Annotated in this window: 20 protein-coding genes; 19 read left to right on the forward strand and 1 reads right to left on the reverse strand. The window is 28.9% G+C overall.

Annotated features, from left to right (window positions below):
- Positions 1–15 precede the first annotated feature (15 nt).
- The 19 genes from infB to KQI16_RS10570 all read left to right on the forward strand — a co-directional run bounded on the left by infB (position 16) and on the right by KQI16_RS10570 (position 21,428).
- Positions 16–2,094 (forward strand): translation initiation factor IF-2, encoded by a 2,079-nt coding sequence (gene infB / locus KQI16_RS10480; RefSeq protein ID WP_216434232.1) that lies wholly within the window; start codon positions 16–18, stop codon positions 2,092–2,094.
- A gap of 15 nt (positions 2,095–2,109) precedes the next feature.
- A complete protein-coding gene (gene rbfA, locus KQI16_RS10485; RefSeq protein WP_216434233.1) occupies positions 2,110–2,460 on the forward strand; it encodes a 30S ribosome-binding factor RbfA in 351 nt (116 codons plus the stop codon).
- Entirely contained in the window at positions 2,460–3,434 is a 975-nt protein-coding gene (locus KQI16_RS10490; protein WP_216434235.1) for a DHH family phosphoesterase, read from the forward strand. The genes rbfA and KQI16_RS10490 overlap by 1 nt, the downstream gene beginning before the upstream one ends.
- A 1-nt stretch (position 3,435) precedes the next feature.
- The gene (truB, locus tag KQI16_RS10495; RefSeq protein ID WP_216434237.1) at positions 3,436–4,314 is read left to right on the forward strand and encodes a tRNA pseudouridine(55) synthase TruB; all 879 of its coding nucleotides are present in this window, start codon (positions 3,436–3,438) and stop codon (positions 4,312–4,314) included.
- Positions 4,315–4,323: 9 nt separating this feature from the next.
- Positions 4,324–5,259, forward strand: coding sequence for a bifunctional riboflavin kinase/FAD synthetase (locus tag KQI16_RS10500; RefSeq protein ID WP_216434239.1), 936 nt, complete (start codon positions 4,324–4,326; stop codon positions 5,257–5,259).
- 122 nt (positions 5,260–5,381) lie between these two features.
- Positions 5,382–5,645 (forward strand): 30S ribosomal protein S15, encoded by a 264-nt coding sequence (gene rpsO, locus KQI16_RS10505; protein ID WP_216434241.1) that lies wholly within the window; start codon positions 5,382–5,384, stop codon positions 5,643–5,645.
- A 78-nt stretch (positions 5,646–5,723) separates the two neighbouring features.
- Positions 5,724–7,835: a polyribonucleotide nucleotidyltransferase gene (locus KQI16_RS10510; protein WP_216434243.1), complete on the forward strand. Its 2,112-nt coding sequence runs from the start codon at positions 5,724–5,726 to the stop codon at positions 7,833–7,835.
- A 195-nt stretch (positions 7,836–8,030) separates the two neighbouring features.
- Positions 8,031–9,329 (forward strand): M16 family metallopeptidase, encoded by a 1,299-nt coding sequence (locus KQI16_RS10515; RefSeq protein WP_216434245.1) that lies wholly within the window; start codon positions 8,031–8,033, stop codon positions 9,327–9,329.
- Between the two features lie 70 nt (positions 9,330–9,399).
- Complete coding sequence (locus KQI16_RS10520) at positions 9,400–9,726, forward strand: YlmC/YmxH family sporulation protein (protein ID WP_216434247.1); 327 nt, start codon at positions 9,400–9,402, stop codon at positions 9,724–9,726.
- Positions 9,727–9,747: 21 nt separating this feature from the next.
- Entirely contained in the window at positions 9,748–10,947 is a 1,200-nt protein-coding gene (gene dapG / locus KQI16_RS10525; RefSeq protein ID WP_216434248.1) for an aspartate kinase, read from the forward strand.
- A 45-nt stretch (positions 10,948–10,992) separates the two neighbouring features.
- Positions 10,993–11,796, forward strand: a complete 804-nt coding sequence (locus KQI16_RS10530) for a ClpP family protease (protein ID WP_216434250.1) — start codon at positions 10,993–10,995, stop codon at positions 11,794–11,796.
- 114 nt (positions 11,797–11,910) lie between these two features.
- Positions 11,911–14,283, forward strand: coding sequence for an FtsK/SpoIIIE family DNA translocase (locus tag KQI16_RS10535; RefSeq protein WP_216434253.1), 2,373 nt, complete (start codon positions 11,911–11,913; stop codon positions 14,281–14,283).
- 73 nt (positions 14,284–14,356) lie between these two features.
- Positions 14,357–15,694 (forward strand): 30S ribosomal protein S12 methylthiotransferase RimO, encoded by a 1,338-nt coding sequence (gene rimO / locus KQI16_RS10540; protein WP_216434255.1) that lies wholly within the window; start codon positions 14,357–14,359, stop codon positions 15,692–15,694.
- Positions 15,678–16,268: a CDP-diacylglycerol--glycerol-3-phosphate 3-phosphatidyltransferase gene (gene pgsA, locus KQI16_RS10545; protein WP_216434257.1), complete on the forward strand. Its 591-nt coding sequence runs from the start codon at positions 15,678–15,680 to the stop codon at positions 16,266–16,268. Before rimO ends, pgsA begins: the two co-directional genes overlap by 17 nt.
- Positions 16,269–16,458: 190 nt before the next feature.
- Positions 16,459–17,508, forward strand: a complete 1,050-nt coding sequence (gene recA / locus KQI16_RS10550; RefSeq protein WP_216434258.1) for a recombinase RecA — start codon at positions 16,459–16,461, stop codon at positions 17,506–17,508.
- Between the two features lie 272 nt (positions 17,509–17,780).
- Positions 17,781–19,322 (forward strand): ribonuclease Y, encoded by a 1,542-nt coding sequence (rny, locus tag KQI16_RS10555; RefSeq protein WP_216434260.1) that lies wholly within the window; start codon positions 17,781–17,783, stop codon positions 19,320–19,322.
- 180 nt (positions 19,323–19,502) lie between these two features.
- Positions 19,503–19,763, forward strand: a complete 261-nt coding sequence (locus KQI16_RS10560; RefSeq protein WP_009169189.1) for a stage V sporulation protein S — start codon at positions 19,503–19,505, stop codon at positions 19,761–19,763.
- A 174-nt stretch (positions 19,764–19,937) separates the two neighbouring features.
- Positions 19,938–20,198: an HPr family phosphocarrier protein gene (locus KQI16_RS10565; RefSeq protein WP_119865040.1), complete on the forward strand. Its 261-nt coding sequence runs from the start codon at positions 19,938–19,940 to the stop codon at positions 20,196–20,198.
- Positions 20,199–20,288: 90 nt separating this feature from the next.
- Entirely contained in the window at positions 20,289–21,428 is a 1,140-nt protein-coding gene (locus KQI16_RS10570) for a DUF6398 domain-containing protein (RefSeq protein ID WP_216434262.1), read from the forward strand.
- A 77-nt stretch (positions 21,429–21,505) separates the two neighbouring features.
- Here KQI16_RS10570 and KQI16_RS10575 read toward each other — a convergent pair whose 3' ends face one another.
- Positions 21,506–22,519 (reverse strand): site-2 protease family protein, encoded by a 1,014-nt coding sequence (locus tag KQI16_RS10575; protein ID WP_216434264.1) that lies wholly within the window; start codon positions 22,517–22,519, stop codon positions 21,506–21,508.
- Positions 22,520–22,581 lie beyond the last annotated feature (62 nt).

The following is a 22,581-nucleotide window of genomic DNA, read 5'->3' on the forward strand; positions in this document are numbered from 1 at the left end:
TCGGGGGTGTTTTTATTGTCAAAAATAAGAGTTTATGAATTGGCAAAAGAACTGAAAATTAGTTCAAAAGAACTTATTGAACTATTAATGAATGAATTTAGCATTGATGTTAAAAATCACATGAGTGTGATAGAAGAAGAGGACGCAGATTTAATTAAGGAATTACTTGCAGAGAAAGAAAAAGAAGAAAAAGAAGAAAAAACAAAAAATATTGTAGATGAATATGAGGAACAAATAGAAGAAGAAGTTAATACTAAAGTTAAAAAGAAAAAGAAAAAGAAGAATGAAAATAAAGAAGAAAAATCATCTGAAACTACTTCTGAAGTTATAGAAATTGGAGAAACTATAACTGTAAAAGAATTAGCAGAAAAGCTAGGAAAGCCAGCTGCTGATGTTATTAGAACTTTAATCTTCACAGGTGTTATGGCGGCAATTAATCAAGAAATAGACTTTGAAACTGCAGAAAAAGTTTGTGAAAAATATGAATGCCTAGCTGTTAGAAAAGAAGAAAGCGAAGAAATTAAAGAATTAGAAGTGGAAGGAATAGAAGAATTAGAAGAAGATATAAATGAAGAAAATTTAGTAAAAAGACCTCCAGTAATTACTGTAATGGGGCATGTTGACCACGGTAAAACTTCATTATTAGACTATATTAGAAAGACTCATGTTACATCAAGTGAAGCTGGTGGAATAACACAACATATTGGTGCTTATACAGCTAGTTTAAACGGAGAAAAAATTACTTTCCTTGATACACCAGGACATGAGGCATTTACTGCAATGAGAGCAAGGGGTGCTCAAATTACAGATATAGTTATTTTAGTTGTGGCAGCAGATGATGGATTAATGCCTCAAACAAAAGAAGCAATTAGCCACTGTAAAGCTGCTAACGTACCAATGATAGTTGCTATTAATAAAATTGATAGACCGGGTGCTAATGTTGATAGAGTTAAGCAAGAACTTGCTGAAGAGGAAGTGTTAGTAGAAGAATGGGGTGGAGATACTATAGCCGTTCCAGTATCAGCAAAGACTGGTGAAAATATTGATCAATTATTAGAAATGCTTCTATTAACAGCAGAAATGCAAGAACTTAAAGCAGATCCAAAGAGAAAGGCAAAAGGTACGGTTATTGAAGCTAAATTAGATAAGGGAAGAGGTCCAGTTGCTTCCTTACTTGTTCAAAATGGTACTTTAAATGTAGGAGATTCAATATTAGTAGGCTCAACCTATGGTAGAATAAGAGCTATGTTTGATGATAAAGGAAAGAAAATTAAATCTGCTGGTCCATCTATTCCAGTAGAAATATTAGGTCTTTCAGAAGTACCTGAAGCTGGAGATAGATTTATAGTAGTTAAGGATGAAAAAACTGCTAGAACTATGGCTGAAGCTAGAAAAGAAAAAATTAAGGATGAAAGCTTACGTGCAAGTACTAGAGTTTCATTAGAAGACTTATATAATCAAATAAAAGAAGGTAATGTAAAAGAATTAGATATAATAGTAAAAGCTGATGTGCAAGGATCTGTTCAAGCTTTAAAACAATCTTTAGAAAAACTGTCAACTGATGATGTAAAGGTTAGAGTTATTCATGGGGCAGTTGGAGGAATAACAGAAACTGATGTAAGTTTAGCAACAGCTTCAAATGCTTTACTTATTGGATTTAATGTAAGACCTGATTCTAATGCAACAGCAGCTGCTGAAAGAGAAAAGGTTGATATTAAGACTTATAGAGTTATATATGACGCTATTGAAGATGTTAAATCAGCTATGATAGGAATGCTTGATCCAGAATATAAGGAAGTTGTACATGGAAAGGCAGAAGTTAGGGCAACTTACAAGATTTCAAATGTAGGAACTATTGCAGGTGCTTATGTTCTTGAAGGTAAAATAATTAGAAATTCAGAAGTAAGGATAATAAGAGATGGAATAGTAATTTTTGAGTCTAAGCTTGCATCCCTTAAGAGATATAAAGATGACGTAAAAGAAGTTAGCGCTAATTATGAATGTGGATTAAGCATTGAAAAATTCAATGATATTAAAGAAGGGGATATAATAGAATCATTCACTATGCAGGCAGTCGAAAGAAAAAAGCTTTAAAAAGAGGTGATTTTAATGGCTAATTATAGAAGCGGAAGAATTAATGAAGAGGTCAAGAAGGAAATAAGCATCATAATAAGAGATGAAATAAAAGACCCTAGAATGACTGGAATGGTATCAATAACATCTGTTAAGGTAACTAAAGATTTAAGTTATGCTAAGGTATATGTAAGTATATTTGCCAAAGATGATGAAGAAAAGAATGAAACATTTCAGGCATTAAAAAGTGCAAGTGGATATGTTAGAAGGGAATTAGGCCATAGATTAAACTTAAGAAATACACCCCAAATACTTTTTGAATTAGATGATTCTATAAGCTATGGTATGAGAATAGAGGAACTTATAGAAAAAGGAAGGTCAAAGTAGTGAATTCCTTAGAAGAAATAAGCAGAACTTTGTTAAGAAGCAAAAAAATAGGCATTACCTACCATGTATCACCAGATGGTGATGCAGTAGGTAGTGCGCTTGCACTTTTAAATGGACTTAGGTTATTAAATAAAGATGCTTATTTAATTTCAAAGGATCTTATTTCTGAAAATCTTCAATTTTTAAAGAATTCTTCTGAAGCTGCTGGTAAAGTAGTTAAAGCAGAGGATGGGACAGAAGTTGTAGTTGTTTTAGACTGTGGTAATTTTGAAAGAATTTCTGCTGATCTTTGTGATTATAAAGGAGAAATAATAAATATCGATCATCATATTAGTAATGATAAATATGGAAATAAAAACTACATTGACATAAAAGCAGCTGCAACAGCAGAGATTGTTTTTATGCTTCTTGAAAAATTAGGAGTAAGTTTTGAAGAAGAAAATGATGATATTAAGGAAATTGCCACATGTCTTTACACATCTTTAGTAACAGATACGGGTGCTTTTAGACACTCAAATGTTACATCAAGAACTCATCTAATTGCTTCAAAGCTAAAAAATGTAGGAGTCAATAATACAAATATATATGAAAATCTTTTTGATAGTAATAGCTTTGAAAAGATGAAGCTAATAGGAAAAGCACTAAGTAATATTGAACTATTATTTAATGGAAAAGTGGCTTTAATAAGAATTCCAATCTCTTATGGAAAAGAATTAGGTATTGAAATCGGAGATACTTCTGATATTATTTCTTTTGCCTTACAAATAAAAGGAATAGAGCTAGCAGTTTTAATTAAGGAAATAGAAAATGGGTCTAAAGTAAGTCTTAGATCAAAAACTGCCTTCGATGTTAGAGAAATTGCTGAAAATTTAGGTGGTGGAGGACATGTTAAAGCTGCTGGAATAACATTTAAAAATATCAGCTTAGAAGAGGCTGAGGATAAAGTACTTAATGAAATAAGGAAAGTGTTGTAAAATGGATGGAGTAATTAATGTTTATAAAAATAAAGGTATGACCTCTTTTGATGTAGTAAGAAAAGTAAAAAAGATAGCAGCTACAGGAAAAGTAGGTCATACAGGTACTCTTGATCCAGAAGCTTGTGGAGTATTACCAATTTGTATTGGAAAAGCAACTAAAATAATAGATTATATTATGAATTCTGATAAGGTCTATGAAGTTGAGTTTAAACTAGGAATAAAAACAACAACTTATGATTTAGAGGGAGAAGTAATTGAAGAAAAAGATACATCAACTTTAGAAAATAAGAAAATAGAAGAAGTTATTAATTCTTTTATTGGGGAGTATTATCAAATTCCACCAATGTATTCTGCTCTAAAACAAAATGGAGTAAGGCTTTATGAATTAGCTAGACAGGGAATTGAAGTTCCTAGAGAAGGAAGGCTTGTAAATATCAAAGAAATTACTAACATTGTAATTAATAACCCCTATGTAAAAATGAAGGTAAGGTGTTCAAAGGGAACATATATAAGAAGTCTCTGCTATGATATTGGAGGAAAATTAGAAGTTGGAGCTACAATGACAGAGCTTAAAAGGACTAGAACTTCAAATTTTTCAGAGGAAGGAGCCATAAATATTGACTGTTTAACTTCCGAAAATATAAAAGACTATCTTATTAGTATAGATGAAGCTTTATCTTCTTATGATAAGCTTATTATATCAAATAAATTTTCAAAGCTATTGATAAATGGTGTTAAAGTTTTTGATAAAAGACTTACTAAGAGTAAGGTGGAAATTGGTAAGCTATATAGAGTATATGATGAAAATAAAAAATTTATTGGTCTTGGAAAGGCTGATGGTAAGGGGTTTAAAATTGAAAAATTACTTATTATTTAGGGGGATATTATGAAAATAGTTGATGATGATATTAATATAGAAGATAAGGAAAAGCCTAATTATGTTGCATTAGGAAGTTTTGATGGTCTTCATTATGGACATTTATCCCTTCTAAGGAAGACAGTTGAGATTTCTAAAAAAAATAATGGAAATAGTATAGTATTTACATATAAAAATCATCCAAAAACTTTAATTAATCCAGATAAGGTTCCAAAGTTAATTATGGATTTAGAAAGTAAGATAAAATGTTTGGAACAAGAAGGAATTGATATTGTAATATTAAAAGAATTTACAAAAGAATTTATGCATATTCAGCCTGAAGATTTTATTAGGATGCTTTGTGAAAGATATAATATTAAGGGAATTGTTGTTGGATTTAATTTTAGGTTTGGATATAAAAATCTAGGAGATATAAAGCTATTAGAAGCTCTAAAGGATAAATATGGTTATGAATTATTTGTTATGGAACCTTATACTTATAAAGATGATGTAATAAGCAGTAGTAGAATAAGAAAGGCAATATCTGAGGGAGAAGTTGATGAAGCTTCTAAAATGCTATCAAGATATTATTCAATTAAAGGGGAAATCATTCATGGCAAAAAGTTAGGAAGAACTATTGGTTTTCCTACTGCTAATTTAAAGGTAAATCATGAAAATATTATTCCTAAAAAGGGAGTATATTATACTAATGTAGAATTTAATAATAAAATTTATAAGGGAATAACTTCTGTTGGGAATAATCCTACAGTAAATGGGAAAGAATTAACTATAGAAACCTTTATTTTAGATTTTGAAGAAACAATATATGGTAAAGAAATTAGGTTATATTTTATTAATAGAATGAGAGATGAAATAAAATTTAATAGTTTAGATGAACTTATAAACCAGCTCAAAAAAGATGAAGCTTATGCTAAATCTAGGAATATAGAAATAAAAATTATGTAAATTTATAATTTACAATATAAATATCATTTGTTATAATATCAAATGGAGAACCTAATTCTAAGATATGAGGGTGCTGTCTCATTTCATGGATTTAGGGGATAATTATTATGGAGGTGCGATAAATGGACGCAATAAGAAAGCAAGAAATAATCAAAGAATTTGGAAGACATGAAGGAGATACTGGTTCACCAGAAGTACAAATTGCTTTATTAACTGAAAGAATCAATGCTTTAACTGAACACTTAAAGCAACATAAAAAAGACCACCACTCAAGAAGAGGTCTTTTAATGATGGTTGGACAAAGAAGAGGTCTTCTAAACTATTTAGCAGATCAAGATATCGAAAGATATAGATCTATAGTAAAAAGATTAGGCTTAAGAAGATAGTCTTTAGAGCGGTTTTTAAGCCGCTCTATTATTTTAATTATTTTAAAAACTGTAAGAGGACCGAAAGGAGGTTGCTTAATGAAAAATGTATTAAAAACTAATATTGCTGGAAGAGAATTAAAATTAGAATTTGGTAATATTGGAATGTTATCAAATTTAGCAGCATTTATTAGCTATGGTGATACAGTTATTTTAACTAATGTTAATGCTTCAGAAAAACCAAGGGAAGGTATAGATTTTTTCCCATTAAGTGTTGAGTATGAAGAAAAACTTTATTCAGTAGGAAAAATTCCTGGAGGATTTATAAAAAGGGAAGGCAGGCCTTCCGAAAATGCAATATTGCACGGAAGAGCTGTAGACAGACCTTTAAGACCACTATTTCCAAAGGGATATAGAAATGATGTGCAAGTAGTTTGTACGGTGGTATCAGTAGAAAAAGATAATTTGCCAGAAATTTTAGCAATTAATGCAGCGTCTTTAGCATTATGCTTATCAAGTATTCCTTTCTCAACACCTGTAGGAGCAGTTCAAGTAGGATTAGTAAATGGAAAATTCATTATAAATCCAACCTCAAGCGAAAGAGAAGAAAGCGATCTTCATTTAACAGTTTGTGCAACAAAAGATAGAGTAATGATGATTGAGGCTGGTGGAAATGAAATTCCAGAAGATGTTATGATTGAAGCTATAAAATTTGGCTTTGATGCTTGTCAAGATATTATTAAATTCCAAGAAGAAGCAGTAGCTAAGTTTGGTAAAGAAAAAATAGTTCCAGAATTATATGAACCAAATAAAGATCTAGAAAAAGAAATTACTGAATTTGCTGGCGAAATGATAAAAGAAGCTATGTGGATTACAGATAAGGATGAAAGAAATAAGGCAGTAGATGAGTTAACTGAAAAGGTTTATGCTGAATTTGAAGAAAAATATCCAGATAATATAGCTGATATTAAAGAAATATTATATAATCTGCAAAAAGAAGTTGTTAGAGACATGCTTCTAAATCATCATAGAAGACCAGATGGAAGAGCTTTTGATGAAATAAGACCAATTAGCTGTGAAGTAGGAGTTTTACCAAGAACCCATGGAACTGGTATCTTTACAAGAGGATTAACTCAAGTAATGACTGTTGCAACTTTAGGTGCAGTTGGTGATATTCAAATAATTGATGGCATAGGTGAAGAAGAATCTAAGAGATATATGCATCATTATAACTTCCCTGGATATTCCGTAGGAGAAGTGAAGCCGCTAAGAGGACCAGGAAGAAGAGAAATAGGTCATGGTGCTTTAGCTGAAAGGGCATTAGAACCACTTATACCATCTGAAGAGGAATTCCCTTATACAATAAGATTAGTTTCAGAAGTTTTAAGTTCAAATGGATCAACATCACAAGCTGCAGTTTGTGGAAGTACTCTAGCGTTATTAGATGCAGGTGTTCCAATTAAAAGACCGGCAGCTGGTATTGCAATGGGACTTATAACTTCAGAAGATTTATCAAGAGAAGAAGTATTAACAGATATTCAAGGACTTGAAGATTTCTTTGCAGATATGGACTTTAAAGTAGCTGGTACAGAGGTCGGAATAACTTCAATACAAGTTGATACTAAAATTAAAGGCCTAAGCTTTAAAGTAATTCATGATGCTATATATGGTGCAAGAAAGGCAAGACTTCAAATAATTGAAAAAATTAAAGAATGTATTCCAGAACCAAGAAAAGAAATTTCTAAATATGCACCAAAGACATCCGTTATTAATATTAATCCTGAAAAGATTAGAGATGTTATTGGTACAGGTGGAAAAGTTATTAATAAGATTATTGAAGAAACTGGAGTTAAGATAGATATTAAAGAAGATGGAACAGTATTTGTTTCTTCAACAAATCATGAAGGTGTAAATAGAGCTATATCAATTATAGAAGGTTTAACTAAAGAAGTAAAATCAGGAGAAATTTATCTAGGTAAGGTTATAAAAACAACTCCTTTTGGAGCTTTTGTTGAAATACTTCCTAATAAAGAAGGCTTATGCCATATATCAAAATTAGATAAAGAAAGAGTAAATAAGGTTGAAGATGTAGTTTCTATTGGTGATGAAATCTTGGTTAAGGTAACTGATATAGACAGTCAAGGAAGAATAAATCTTTCTAGAAAAGATGCTTTATTAGAGCAGGTTAAGGATAATAAAGACAATCAATAAAAGTAGTATTAAAGGGCAATTTATTGCCTTTTTTTATTTTTTAGGATTATTAATAATATAGAATATAATTAATATTTAGGATATTTTGTTGTAAATTATTTAAAATATAACTATAATCATAAATAATCTTAATATAAAAACTTCAATAATAGTAAAATTAATTGAAGTTTATTATTAATGATATGAGGAGGTATTATGTATAACATCTATAAATTAAATAATGGACTTAGAATAGTCACAGAGTACATAGAACATGTAAATTCAATTAGCGTAGGCGTAATGGTTCAAAATGGTTCAAGAAATGAAGATTTAATAGTGAATGGCATTTCTCATTTTATTGAACATATGTTTTTTAAAGGAACAGAAAAAAGAAATTCAAAGGAAATAGTAGAGGAAATTGAAAATGTAGGAGGACAGATTAATGCTTATACAAGTAAAGAAGTAACTTGTTATTATATTAAAGCATTAAATACCCATGTAAATTTAGCGATTGATATATTAGCTGATATGCTTATAAATTCAAAGTTTGATGAGGAAGAAATAAGGAAAGAACAAGGAGTAGTAATAGAAGAAATTAATATGAGTGAAGATAGTCCAGAAGATGTCTTAAGTGATATTCAAGCAAAGGCAATGTTTGGAGATAATCCATTATCTTATCCAATCCTTGGAACTAGTGATAATATAAAATCTTTTAATCAAAATAAACTTAAAAGCTTTGTAAGAAGTCATTATGCACCTAATAATTCTGTCGTATCTATATGTGGAAAATTTGATGAAAAGGAATTAAAAAAAATCCTTGAAGAGAAATTTGGCGGATGGAAGTCTGAAGATGAGTATAGGCCATTTTATGAAGAACCAGAAATAATAAATGGAACTATGTATACAAATAAACCTATAGAGCAGCTTCATATAAATTTGGCATTAAAAGGATTGCCATATGCTGATGATAAATCCTATGCTTTATTGCTTTTAAATAATATTTTTGGTGGTGGAGCTTCTTCAAGACTATTTCAAAAGGTCAGAGAAGAATTAGGTCTTTGCTATTCAATTTATTCTTATGCTCAACCCTATTTAGGAGTAGGAGTAAATAATATTTATACTGGAGTAAGCAAGCAATATGCAGAAAAGGCTTTAGATGCAATAAATAAAGAACTTAATGATTTTGTAAAAAATGGAATAACGAAAGAACAATTAGAAATAAATAAGGAGAAAATTAAAGCCGGCTATATTTTAGGTTTAGAAAGTACATCTTCAAGAATGTTTGCAAATGCTAAATCCTTATTATTACAAAGTAAAATAAAAACTCAAGAAGAAGTTATAGAAAAAATTAACACTATAAATAATGACGACATAAATTATGTATTAGATACTTGCTTTAAACCAGGCATAATAAGCACAGCTTATGTAGGTCCTGATGTTGATTTTGAAAAGTTAAATAATAGTATAGAACCTAATATAAATGCTTTTAAAATCTTAAATTCACAAAAAGTATAATAATATTATGTAATAAAAGAACTCCTATTATCATAAGATTTACAATAAGAGTAAAGTGGAGGTGGATCTTATGTTAAGAGGAGATAGAAAAAAAAGTGATTATTATCATGAAGAATTTAATGAAGAAAATAAATATAGACTGCTTAGTGAATTAGAGACTTATGAGATTTTTAATACTGAAGAGGCAGAAAAATATGATACTCAGCATGATTTAGACTTTATTATAGATGAAAAAGGAAACTTGAGATATATTGTAGCTGCTGTTTATGGCAGTAAATTCGGATTCTTTGGTAGTAAAGAATATGTGGAAATACCATGGGATTTTGTAACTAAAATAGGAGCAAATGTTATAGTAGTTTCAGCGGATAGGAGTAAGATAAAAAGAACAAGAGCATAGAATTTTGTAGGGGGTTATTACTTGAAAATAATTATTCAAAAGTTTGGTGGTACTTCTGTATCTACTGAAGAAAGAAGAAATCAAGTAGTAGCTAAAGTTAAGAAAGCAATAAAAGAAGGCTATTCTCCTGTAGTGGTTGTTTCTGCCATAGGAAGAGCAGGAGATCCTTATGCTACTGATACTCTTCTTTCACTTATTGATGATAATTATAAAAAGGGTAACCTACAAGGAACTGATATGCTTATGTGCTGTGGAGAAATAATAAGTACAGTTATAATGAGCAATGCATTAATTAATGCAGGAATTAATGCTACTCCACTTACTGGTGGTCAAGCAGGTATAATAACAGATGATAAATTCACTGAAGCTAATGTAACTTATGTAAATACTCATAATTTAAGGGAACTTATAAAAGAGGGTATTGTTCCTGTTGTTGCAGGATTTCAAGGTATTACTGAAAAAGGCTATTTTACTACTCTTGGAAGAGGTGGAAGTGATACTTCAGCCTGCATATTAGGGGCTTATCTTAAAGCTGAAGGCATAGAAATATATACGGATGTAGATGGTATGATGACTGCTGATCCAAGAATAGTAGAAAAAGCTAATTTAATTCAAAACATTAGTTATGAAGAAGTATTTCAATTAGCTAATCAAGGAGCAAAAGTAATTCATCCTAAAGCAGTTAATTTTGCTAAAGAGTCTAATATTCCTATTTATATAAAAAATACAATGAAGGATTCAGAGGGAACTTTAATTAATAATAAAATATTTTCTACTAATGATAAACACATTACAGGAATTACTCATTTAAAGGATAGAGTTCAGATAACTGTAAAGCTAAATGAAAATAATAATAGAAATTATAGAACTTTATTAGATAAAATTGCGCAAAAAAATATAAGTTTGGACTTAATAAATATCTTTCCTACTGAACAGATTTTTACTATCGATTTAAAAGAAAAATTAATTTTAGAAGATTTATTAAGGGAATTAAATATAAAATATGAAGTAAAAGATAATTGTTGTAAAATTGCAATAGTTGGAATTGGAATGATTGGTGTTCCTGGAATAATGGCTAAAATAATTAATACTTTGAGAAAAGAAAATATAGAAATACTTCAAACAGCCGATTCAAATATGACAATTTGGATTTTAATTGATAATAGAAATTTAGAGAAGGCATTAAATTTACTTCATGAAGTTTTTCTGTTTAATGAATAAAATACATCCTCCTGTACAAAATAGAACTGTATAGGAGGATTTGCTATGAAAAGATTTGGGATTTTAAAACTTAAAAATAATAAAGAAAATGAAGTTTTAGGAATAAGCAAAAATAGTACAATATATGATAAAGATATTACTTTAATTAATGAAAATGGGAATAAAGATACAAAGGAAGAGAATGAGGAGCTAAAGGAAAAATTTCAAGAAATAAAGGAATTTGGTACTGCAAATGAAAGTGAAGACGAATCTATTCAAGTATTACCTATAATAGGACAAATAGAAGGACATCAAGTCCTTCCAGCTCAGGCTAAAGCTACAAAATATGAACATGTTATTCCTCAGTTAATTTCCTTTGAAAGAAATGAAAAAGTTAAAGGAGTATTAATTGTATTAAATACAGTTGGTGGTGATGTTGAAGCAGGTTTAGCTATTGCTGAGATGATAAATTCTTTATCAAAGCCAACAGTATCTATAGTAATTGGTGGAGGTCATTCAATAGGAGTACCTCTTGCTACATCATCTAATTATTCCTTTATAACTCCTTCAGCTACAATGATTGTTCATCCAATTAGAATGAATGGTTTTGTGATTGGGGTTTCTCAAACCTTTGAATATTTTCAAAAAATGCAGGAAAGAATTGATAATTTCATAGTAAGAACATCAAAAATAGAAAAAGCAAAATTAAAAGAAATGATGTTAAGATCTGATGAATTATTAAATGATATGGGAACAATTTTAATTGGTGAACAGGCTGTGCAATGTGGTTTAATAGACGAAGTTGGAGGAATAAATGATGCTTTAAATAAATTAAAAGAATTAATTGAAGAGAAGGAAAATAATAAATAATAAAAAGAAAGCAATTTAAATAATATAAGTTATTTAAATTGCTTTTTTTCTTATAAAGTTTATAATATTATTATGTATATGTAAAATTGGAAAATATGCGTAAGAGGTGATTTAGTGCCTAGAAGTAAAGGGAAAAAAACAGTTAAAAAAGAAGAAAAGAAGAAAAGTGAAAATGGCGATATTAAAGGAATAGTATATATTGCATCAGGATTATTATCAGGAATTGCTATTTATACAAGCTTAGCAGGAAGCTTATCGGTAATTTCAAGACAAATAATATATAGATTGATTGGTATAAGCGCATATGTTTTACCATTATACTTAATATACTTTGGATATAATGTAATAATATCCAAAGGAAGTATTAAAATATCAAGAAGAATTTTTGGAATTACATTAATAATAATAGCAATAACCTTAGGCTGTGCTACAGCAAGTATTCATATTTTAAAAGGAATAGAAGGTTTCAAAGAAACTTGGGATTTAATTGTTTTTGAAGATGGAATAAATGGAGGATTTTTAGGACATTTAATAGCATATCCTTTATTTAAGCTAATAGGTTTTCCAGGTTCTTATATACTATATTTTTCAGTTTGGGCTATTGGTTCAACTTTAATAATGAATATAACTTTATACGATATTATTATGTGTCTAAAAGAAAAAATAAATAGTAAAAAGTTTACTAAAAAGAAGATTAAGAAAGAAGAAAAGCAGCATTCTAAGGAAAGCTCTAAAAAGTCTTCTTTAGTTGAAGTTGTTCCAGAAGTAAAAGAAAGGGAAGAATTCATAAATGGAATTAATAATAAAATAAAAATATTAGATTTTATGAAAAATTCTTCATTAGATGATATAAAGGAAGATAATTCTAGTAAAACTGATAATCCTTTTAATATAGAAGTTTATGATGAAGAAATGATTAGTGATAATAAAGCTGATAAAGAAGTAGTGATTGAAGAAAAAGTATTCAAAAAAGAAAAGCTTTCTAATGATGTAAAGGAAGTAATAAATAAAGAAATTGAAAATCACTTAAATAAAGATAAAGTAGAAGTAAAAGAATATATACATCCTTCAGTTGACTTATTAAATATTAATTCGAAAATGAAGTTAAAAAGTGAAGATAAAAAGGAATTAATAGAGAGTGCTGGAAAGCTTGAAGGAATATTAAATGATTTTGGAGTGGATGCTAAAGTAGTTCAGGTAACAAAGGGGCCTTCAGTCACAAGATTTGAAATACAGCCTAGTCCAGGAGTTAAGGTTTCAAAGATAGTAAATCTTCAGGATGATATTGCTTTAGGCCTAGCAGCCAGCGGAGTAAGAATGGAAGCTCCAATACCAGGAAAGGCTGCTATAGGAATTGAAGTTCCTAATAAAAAACAGACACCTGTACTCTTAAGAGAAGTTTTAGATTCAAAAGAGTTTAAAAATTCTAATCATAAACTTGCCTTTGCCTTAGGAAAGGATATAGCAGGGAAATGTGTGGTAGGGGATCTGGCTAAGATGCCTCATATGTTGGTTGCAGGTGCTACAGGCTCAGGAAAATCAGTTTGTATTAATTCTTTAATAGTTAGTTTATTATATAAATATAGTCCAAAAGAAGTAAGATTATTACTTGTGGATCCAAAAGTAGTTGAACTTAGTGTATATAATGGAATTCCACATTTATTAATACCTGTTGTAACTGATCCTAAAAAGGCGGCAGCAGCATTAAACTGGGCAGTAAATGAAATGAATAAGAGATATAAATTATTTGCTCAATCTTCAGTAAGGAATATTGAAGGTTATAATGCTTTAGCTGATAAGGGGATAGTAGAAGAAAAACTTCCATATATAGTAATAATAGTTGACGAGCTTGCAGACTTAATGATGGCGTGTCCAAATGATGTAGAAGACTATATTTGTAGACTTGCACAAATGGCAAGGGCAGCAGGAATGCACTTAATAATTGCAACTCAAAGACCTTCTGTTGATATTATAACTGGTGTTATTAAAGCAAATATTCCATCTAGAATATCCTTTGCTGTTTCATCAGGAATAGATTCCAGAACAATTTTAGATCATGTCGGAGCAGAAAAACTTTTAGGAAGAGGAGATATGCTGTATAGTCCTTTAGGGGAAAATAAAGCATTAAGAGTTCAAGGTGCTTTTATTTCAGAAGAAGAAGTTGAAAAGGTAGTTAATTTTATAAAAGAGGAAGATAGTATTAAGGCTGATTATGAAGAAGAAATACTAGAGCATATTGAAATGGGTGTAAAGGAAGAAGGTAAGAAAGCTGAAGAAGAGGGAGCAGATGAGCTGTTAGAGGAAGCAATAAAAATTGTAGTTGAATATAATCAGGCATCTACATCTTTCCTGCAAAGAAAATTGAGAATAGGTTTTAATAGAGCTTCTAGAATAATGGATGAATTAGAGGTAAGAGGAATTATTTCAGAAAAAGATGGAAGTAAGCCAAGGCAAGTATTAATTTCAAGAGAAGAACTGGATTTATAATAAAAATATTGTAAATGCATTTTTTCTCCATTAAAATAAATATGTTATAAATTAAAACTTAGGAGGAAGAAATTTGGAAAAATATAAAGTTGGAATGATAAGCTTGGGCTGTGATAAAAACAGAGTTGATTCAGAGCTTATATTAGGAACAATTAATAAATTTTATGAAATTACTAATGATCCGAAGGAAGCAGACATTATAATAATTAATACTTGTGGATTTATCGAAAGTGCTAAGCAGGAATCTATTAATACTATATTAGAAATGGCGGAATATAAGAAAAATTATAAATGTAAAATGCTTATTGCAACTGGCTGCTTGACTCAAAGATATGGAGAAGAGCTATTAAAGTTAATGCCAGAGATAGACATCCTTATGGGTGTTAATGATTATATGAAGATACACAAACTTATATTGGACTTTATAAAAGGAGAAAGAAATATACTTTCAGCAAATTATAGTGATGAAAACATAAATGAGGGAGAAAGGTTATTAACAACAGATAAGCATTTAGCCTATGTAAGAATAGCAGAAGGCTGTGATAATCATTGTACTTACTGTATAATTCCCAAAATAAGGGGAAAATTTAGAAGTAGGAGTATAGAATCCATAATAAAGGAAGTAAAACAGTTAGCTGAAAATGGAGTTAAGGAAATAATATTAATTGCACAGGATTTGACAAATTATGGAACTGATATTTATAATGGTAAAAGACTTCATATTTTAATCAATGAAATATCAAAGGTAGAAGGTGTTCAATGGATTAGACTTCTTTATTGCTATCCAGAAGAAATTACAGATGAATTAATAGAGGAGATAGCAAATAATGAAAAAGTAGTAAAATACTTGGATCTACCTATACAACATATAAGTAGTAAAATTTTAAGAATGATGGCTAGAAAGACAAATAAAGAAAAAGTAATAGCTATTATAAATAAGTTAAGAGAAAGAATACCTAATATAGTATTAAGAACCTCTCTAATTGTAGGTTTCCCTAACGAAACTGAGGAAGATTTTAAAGAATTAGAAGAATTTTTGAAGGAGTATAAATTAGACAATGTTGGAGTATTTACATATTCTAAGGAAGAGGGAACTCCGGCAGCAGAAATGAATAATCATGTTCCAGAAAAAGTAAAAGTTGAAAGATACAACAGACTTATGGAAATACAGAAAGAGGTTGTAGTAAATCTAAATAAATTGAAAATTTCAAAAATTTATGATACTATTATTGAAGGAAGAAAAGGAAAATATTTCATAGGAAGAAGCACTGAGATGGCTCCAGAAATTGATGGAAACATACTTGTAGAAACTGAAAAAGCCCTTAATAAAGGTGATATAGTTAAGGTTAAGATAAATAAAATTCTAGATTATGATTTAATAGGAGAGATATATAATGAATTTAGCAAATAAGCTTACAATGCTTAGAATTATATTAGTTCCAGTTTTTTTGGTTTTTATAGCTGTTAAAGATATTCCTTATGGAACATTTATTGCTACCATAATATTTGTTATAGCATCTGTCACAGATCAGCTGGATGGCTATATAGCAAGAAATAGAAATCAAATAACAACTTTCGGTAAATTTATGGATCCCTTAGCAGATAAACTTTTAGTTACAGCAGCATTAATATCATTAGTAGAATTAAAGATAATTCCAGCTTGGGCAGCAGTTGTAATAATAGCAAGAGAATTTGCTGTTTCAGGATTAAGAACAATTGCTGCATCAGAAGGAAAGGTCATTGCAGCTAGTATTTGGGGAAAAGTTAAAACTGTTACACAAATAATTGCTATTTTACTATGCTTATTTAGAGTAAATATTGAATCAGTTGATTATTTATACACATCAGTTACTCAAAATCAAATTCTAAATTATATAATTATGTATGGTTCAAAATATATTTTAATATTGGCAGTTATAATTACAATAATTTCAGGAATTGATTATTTTGTAAAAAATAAAAATGTAGTAAATAGTAACAAGTAATAAAGTTTTTAATAGTTTATTACTAAACTGTTTATCTGAATAAAAAAAAGGATATAATTAATAATAAAGTTCCATCTAATAAAGTTGGAGCTTTTTATATAAATAATATTATATAAATATTGACTATATAAAAAAAATAAATTATAATAAATACATAGAACAAATGTTCGTTTGGAGAGGAAGGTGCTATATGGGAAATATAAATATAGATAAGTTAAAAGCCATAGAAAATGCAATGTCCCAAATTGAAAAACAATTTGGTAAGGGTTCAGTAATGAAGTTGGGAGAAAATAGTACATTAAATATTGATACTATTTCAACAGGATGTCTTGATTTAGATATAGCTTTAGGGATAGGTGGACTTCCAAGAGGTAGAATTATAGAAATATTTGGACCAGAAAGTTCAGGAAAAACAACAGTTGCTCTTCATGTTGCGGCAGAAGCACAAAAGCAAGGAGGAGCAGTTGCTTTTATAGATGCAGAACATGCTTTAGATCCAAATTATGCTAAGAATTTAGGAGTTGATATTGATAACCTTATAGTATCACAACCTGATACTGGGGAACAGGCATTAGAAATTACAGAAGCGTTAGTTAGATCTGGTGCAATTGATGTAATAGTTATTGACTCTGTTGCAGCATTAGTTCCAAGGGCTGAAATAGAAGGGGAAATGGGAGATTCTCATGTTGGACTTCAAGCAAGGTTAATGTCTCAAGCTTTAAGAAAATTAACTGGTGCAATACAAAAAACAGGATGTATAGCTATTTTTATTAACCAATTAAGAGAAAAGGTTGGTATCATGTTTGGGAACCCTGAAACTACTACAGGTGGTAGAGCTTTAAAATTCTATGCTTCTGTTAGATTAGATGTTAGAAAAACTGATTCTATAAAACAAGGTGAAAATATTATAGGAAACAGAACAAGAGTTAAGGTAATGAAAAATAAGGTTGCTCCTCCGTTCAAACAAGCTGAATTTGATATTATGTATAATGAAGGAATATCAAGAACAGGCAATATTGTAGATGTTGGAGTTAAGGAAGGTATTGTACAAAAAAGCGGTGCTTGGTTCTCTTATGGGGATGTAAGATTAGGTCAAGGAAGAGAAAATGCGAAACAATATTTGAAAGACAATCCAGAATTAGCATTAGAAATTGAAAATCAAATTAGAGAAAAATATAATCTTCCATTGGCTAAAGTTTCAATAGAAGCAAAAGAAGATAAAGAAAAAAAGGCAGAATAATTTTTCCTATTTATTGAATAAACTTGGTAATTATGTGTATAATAATAGTCGGTGTGCAATTTCATCGGCTATTTTTTGATGGGCTATTTATACATTGATAAAATGAAAACGATGTTATGGAAAATATTCAACTAAACTTGACATAATTTTAAAATTAAGATAAAATAATAACAAATACTGGTTTATCCTATTTCAAATATCAGTTAGATTAATTATGATACCTCTACATTTTCATTAAACAAATTGTTTATTAAATGGAGGAGGTGTTTTATATGGAAATTCTTATTAAAATTATAGTTGGAATTATAGTATTAGCAGTTATATGCTTAATACTTTATAACGCTATAAAGAGTGCATCTAAAAAGAAGATTGAAAGTTTAGAAAGAGAAGCTTTCGAAATTTTAGAAAATGCTAAAAAAGAAGCTGAAGCAATAAAGAAAGAATCAATTTTAGAGGCAAAAGAAGAAGTTCATAAATTAAGAAATGATCTTGATAAAGAATGTCGAGAAAGAAGAAATGAAGTCCAAAGGCTTGAAAGAAGAATAATTCAAAGAGAAGAATCATTAGATAAGAAAAGTGATTTTTTAGAAAAGAAAGAAGAATCTTTAAATAAAAGGTTACAAGAAATCAATGATCTGGAAGCAAGCGTTCAAGAACTTTACGCTAAGAGAAGAGAAGAACTTGAAAGAATATCAGCATTAACTTCTGAGGAAGCTAAAGAAATTCTTTTAAGTGAAGTAAAAAGAGAGATAACACATGAAACTGCTATGATGATTAAAGATATTGAAGCAAGAGCTAAAGAAGAAGCAGAGAAAAAAGCAAGAGAAATAATAACTACTGCAATTCAAAGATGTGCAGCAGATCATGTATCAGAATCAACAGTACATGTTGTTGCCCTTCCAAATGATGAGATGAAGGGAAGAATTATAGGTAGGGAAGGTAGAAATATTAGAACCCTAGAAACATTAACAGGAGTAGATGTAATTATAGACGATACTCCAGAAGCAGTTATTTTATCAAGTTTTGATCCTGTAAGGAGAGAAATTGCTAAAATAGCCTTAGAAAAGTTAATTGTAGATGGAAGAATTCACCCAGCTAGAATCGAGGAAATGGTAGAAAGAGCTACTAAGGATGTTGAAAATGATATTAAAGAAGAAGGAGAACAAGCAACTCTTGAAGTAGGAGTGCACGGAGTTCATCCTGAAATCATTAAGTTACTTGGTAGGCTAAAGTACAGAACTAGTTACGGACAAAATGTGTTAAAACATTCAATTGAGGTTGCCTATTTAGCCGGTATTATGGCTTCGGAACTTGGTTTAGATGTAAATTTAGCCAAGAGAGCTGGCCTATTACATGATATTGGCAAAGTAGCATCGAAAGAAGATGAAGGCCGTCATGCTGTAATTGGCGGCGATTTAGCTAAAAAATATGGAGAATCTCCTATTGTAGCTAATGCAATTGCAGCCCATCATGGAGATGTTGAAATGTTAACACTAGAAGCTGTATTAGTTCAAGCAGCAGATGCTATATCAGCTGCAAGACCAGGGGCAAGGAGAGAAACCCTAGAAGCGTATATTAAGAGATTAGAAAAGCTTGAAGAAATTGCAAATTCTTATGAAGGTGTAGAAAAATCATATGCAATTCAGGCTGGTAGAGAGATAAGAATTATGGTTAAACCAGATCAATTAGATGACGCTGGAATAGTAGAATTAGCTAGAGATTTATCTAAGGATATAGAACAAAACCTAGAATATCCAGGTCAAATTAAAATTAATGTTATAAGAGAAACAAGAGCGGTAGATTACGCTAAATAAATAAATGCATTTTGCTTAGCAAAGTGCATTTTAATTTTTTTATTAAAAAATTAAAAAATATAATAAAAAAATTATAATAAAAAAAGGATTTTTATTTGGAATGTAGAATATAAATATAGGGAATGAAATAATATTTAAATTAAATTGTAAACGATTTTTTATCTAGGAGGTAAAGACAAAGTGGAAGTATTAAAAGTTTCAACAAAATCAAATCCAAATTCAGTTGCAGGTGCGTTAGCTGCAATCATTAAAGAAAAGAATATAGCAGAAATTCAAGCAGTAGGAGCGGGTGCTATAAATCAAGCTGTTAAAGCAATAGCTATAGCAAGAGGCTTCGTTGCTCCTAGTGGTAAGGACATAGTTTGTGTTCCAGCCTTTACTGATATTCAAATAGACGGTGAAGAAAGAACAGCTATAAAATTAATTGTTCAGCCAAGATAGCGGAATTATTTTATTCAAAAGATTAAAAAGGACTAGCTTATAGTCCTTTTTGTAAATTAAAATACTATAATATTACAGAATAAGATTATTATAACTTGAAATTTTCTATAATAATAGATATAATTAAGAAGTTAGAAGTAAACAATTTAAAATATTTATAAAGAGGTGTGTTTAATGGTATCTAAAGACGTTGTTGTTAACAATGGAACTGGTTTACACGCTAGACCAGCAACTTTATTAGTTAAAAAGGCTTCATCATTCAAATCAGATGTAAGTATTGAGTACAATGGAAAGAAGGCTAATGTTAAAAGCTTAATTGGTGTTCTTTCGCTAGGAGTTACAAAGGGAGCTAAAATAACTATTATTGCAAATGGTGATGACGAAGCTAAAGCTGTTGAAGAAATTGCAACTTTAATAGCAAATTTAGAAGACTAATATAAAAAAGTGCCAATGGCACTTTTTTTTTGAGTAGGCCATCATAATAATATATTATGCTTTTAAAATTGATATAAGGAGACATAATTTATGCAACAAACACATAATAGTGAGAGAATAATAGAAATAATAAATGTTATAAATGATACATGTAAAGATATTTTAGATGAAAGATATTTGTTTCTTGCAGAGAATTTATGTAAAGAGTTATTAAAAATTAAGCATGATGGAATAAATAAGGGAAAGATAAGTTCTTGGGCATGTGGAATAGTACATGCAATTGGTATTAGAAATAACTTATTTAAAGATAGCAATATAAAAGTTGCTCAAATATATGAATTATTTAATGTAAGCAGTAGTACTGGCTTATCTAAGTCAAAGGAAATTAGAAATGCAATTGACTTAAAGGAAGATAGATGGTCAATAGAATTTCTGGAAAATAATAATGATAATGATGTTTGCGAAGAAATTGCTGCTGATTTGAAAATTGATGAGAATCTATTAAAAGCTAATGAATTAGCTAATGAAGCTTGGAATACTAAAAGTTTTAATAAAAGATTAAAATTAGCTAGAGAGGCTTTAAAAATAAGTGAAAGATGTGCAGAGGCTTATATAATTTTATCTTTTGATAATTCTTTATCTGATAAGCAGCAAAAAGAAATGGCCCAAAAAGCAGTAGAATTATCTGCAAATAATATTAACGAAGAAATATTAGAAAGACATAAAGAAAGTTTTTTAGATTTTGATCTTACTAGAACATATTTTAGTTCAAAATATAGATTAGGGATTTTACTTTGGAATATGAAAGAAAAACAAGCTGCTATTAAAGAATTTTTAGATTTAATTGAAGTCTTTCCAAAGGATTCATTAATGGTTCGATCTTTTTTAATGTCATGGTTAATTGAAGAAAATATGGATAAAGAATTAGAAATGCTTTTAGACAAATATAAGGGTGATTATTTATCTTCAACTAGATTCACTAAAGCTTTATACCTTTATAAAATTGGAAAAACAGAAGAAGCTTTGAGATACTTAAGAGTTGCGAATTCTACAAATCCATTTGTAGTGGAATTATTATTAAAACAAAGAAAAATCAAAAAGAATAATAATAAATTTGAAAAGTTAGGAACTGAAGAAGAAGCTATTAATTATATCAAATATGGTGATGCTGCTTGGAATTCTGTTAATGAAGCCAAGAACTGGCTTAAGGAAGTAAAAGATCTTTTATAAAATATATTTATTGTATAAAAAGGAGCTATCTCAAAATATAAGATTATTTATCCTTATTTTGAGATAGTTCCTTATAATTAAATATTTTTGTGTAAATTAATTAAATTGAATAATAGCTTACTATAACCTTGCTTAAAATTATATTCTAATGGCATATTTTTTTCATCTTTTAAATATTCAATTGTTTTTTTATCTTTTTTATCAAAATATAATTTTAAAAGGGCTTGATAATATGCTGAATTAACTCCTATATATATTTTTTTATATAACTCTTTATCATAGCTATAATTTAACTTATTAAGTTTATTATAAATTAAATAGTAAGCAATTAAAAGAGAAGTCTTTTTTTCTTGCCTATAATCAAGTTCTATTATTTTATCAAAGTCTCTTATTAATATTTCAGAGAATTTAATAAAATTTTGATCTATCTCATAAAGGTCATTATTAAAATAACTTAAGATAGAGTTCGTATAAAAAGAAGTATTATTTAAAAAATCCCATAGATTATTAACATCAAACTCTTTATAATCAATTTCATTAGAAATTTTCTTATGAATTTTTGTTAAAAATTCTTTAGAAGCTGGATTTACATATCCATTTGCACATAGGGTAAAATTTCTGACTAAATCAAAAGCTATTCTTTTGTCTTCCTTTGCTCCAATAGCATATTTACCATCGCTGTTAAAAAAATTGATAGTTGAAATTCCAAAGTGTAATAAAGCTATTATAGCAAAATAAGAATATTGAACATATATTATTCCAATTAAAAATAGAATAGTAAAAATTATAAAGTCAAATATTGGACCTGAAAATAAGAAAATTCTTAATTTTTTAATAAGATTATTGTAGGATTCCTTATTTGTAATATTTATTGAATTAAAATGCAGTTCGCTTGTTATATTATGCTTATAAAATTTGACAAAAGTTATTTTTATTTTATTTTTGTTCTTATATATTTTAAAAGGAATAATGTAAATATAGGAGCATTTTAATTTTAAAAATAAAGATGTAATAAAATGAGTTAATTCATGGAGGATAAGAAGTATATATTCAAAAAATAATATTTTAATAAGTAATATTATATAATTCAAATTTTCATCCGTCACAATTTTCTTTATATATTTCTATATTAATAATAAATACAGTAATAAAG

It is taken from the genome of Caproiciproducens sp. MSJ-32 (assembly GCF_018918055.1).
Classification (GTDB): domain Bacteria; phylum Bacillota; class Clostridia; order Clostridiales; family Clostridiaceae; genus Clostridium.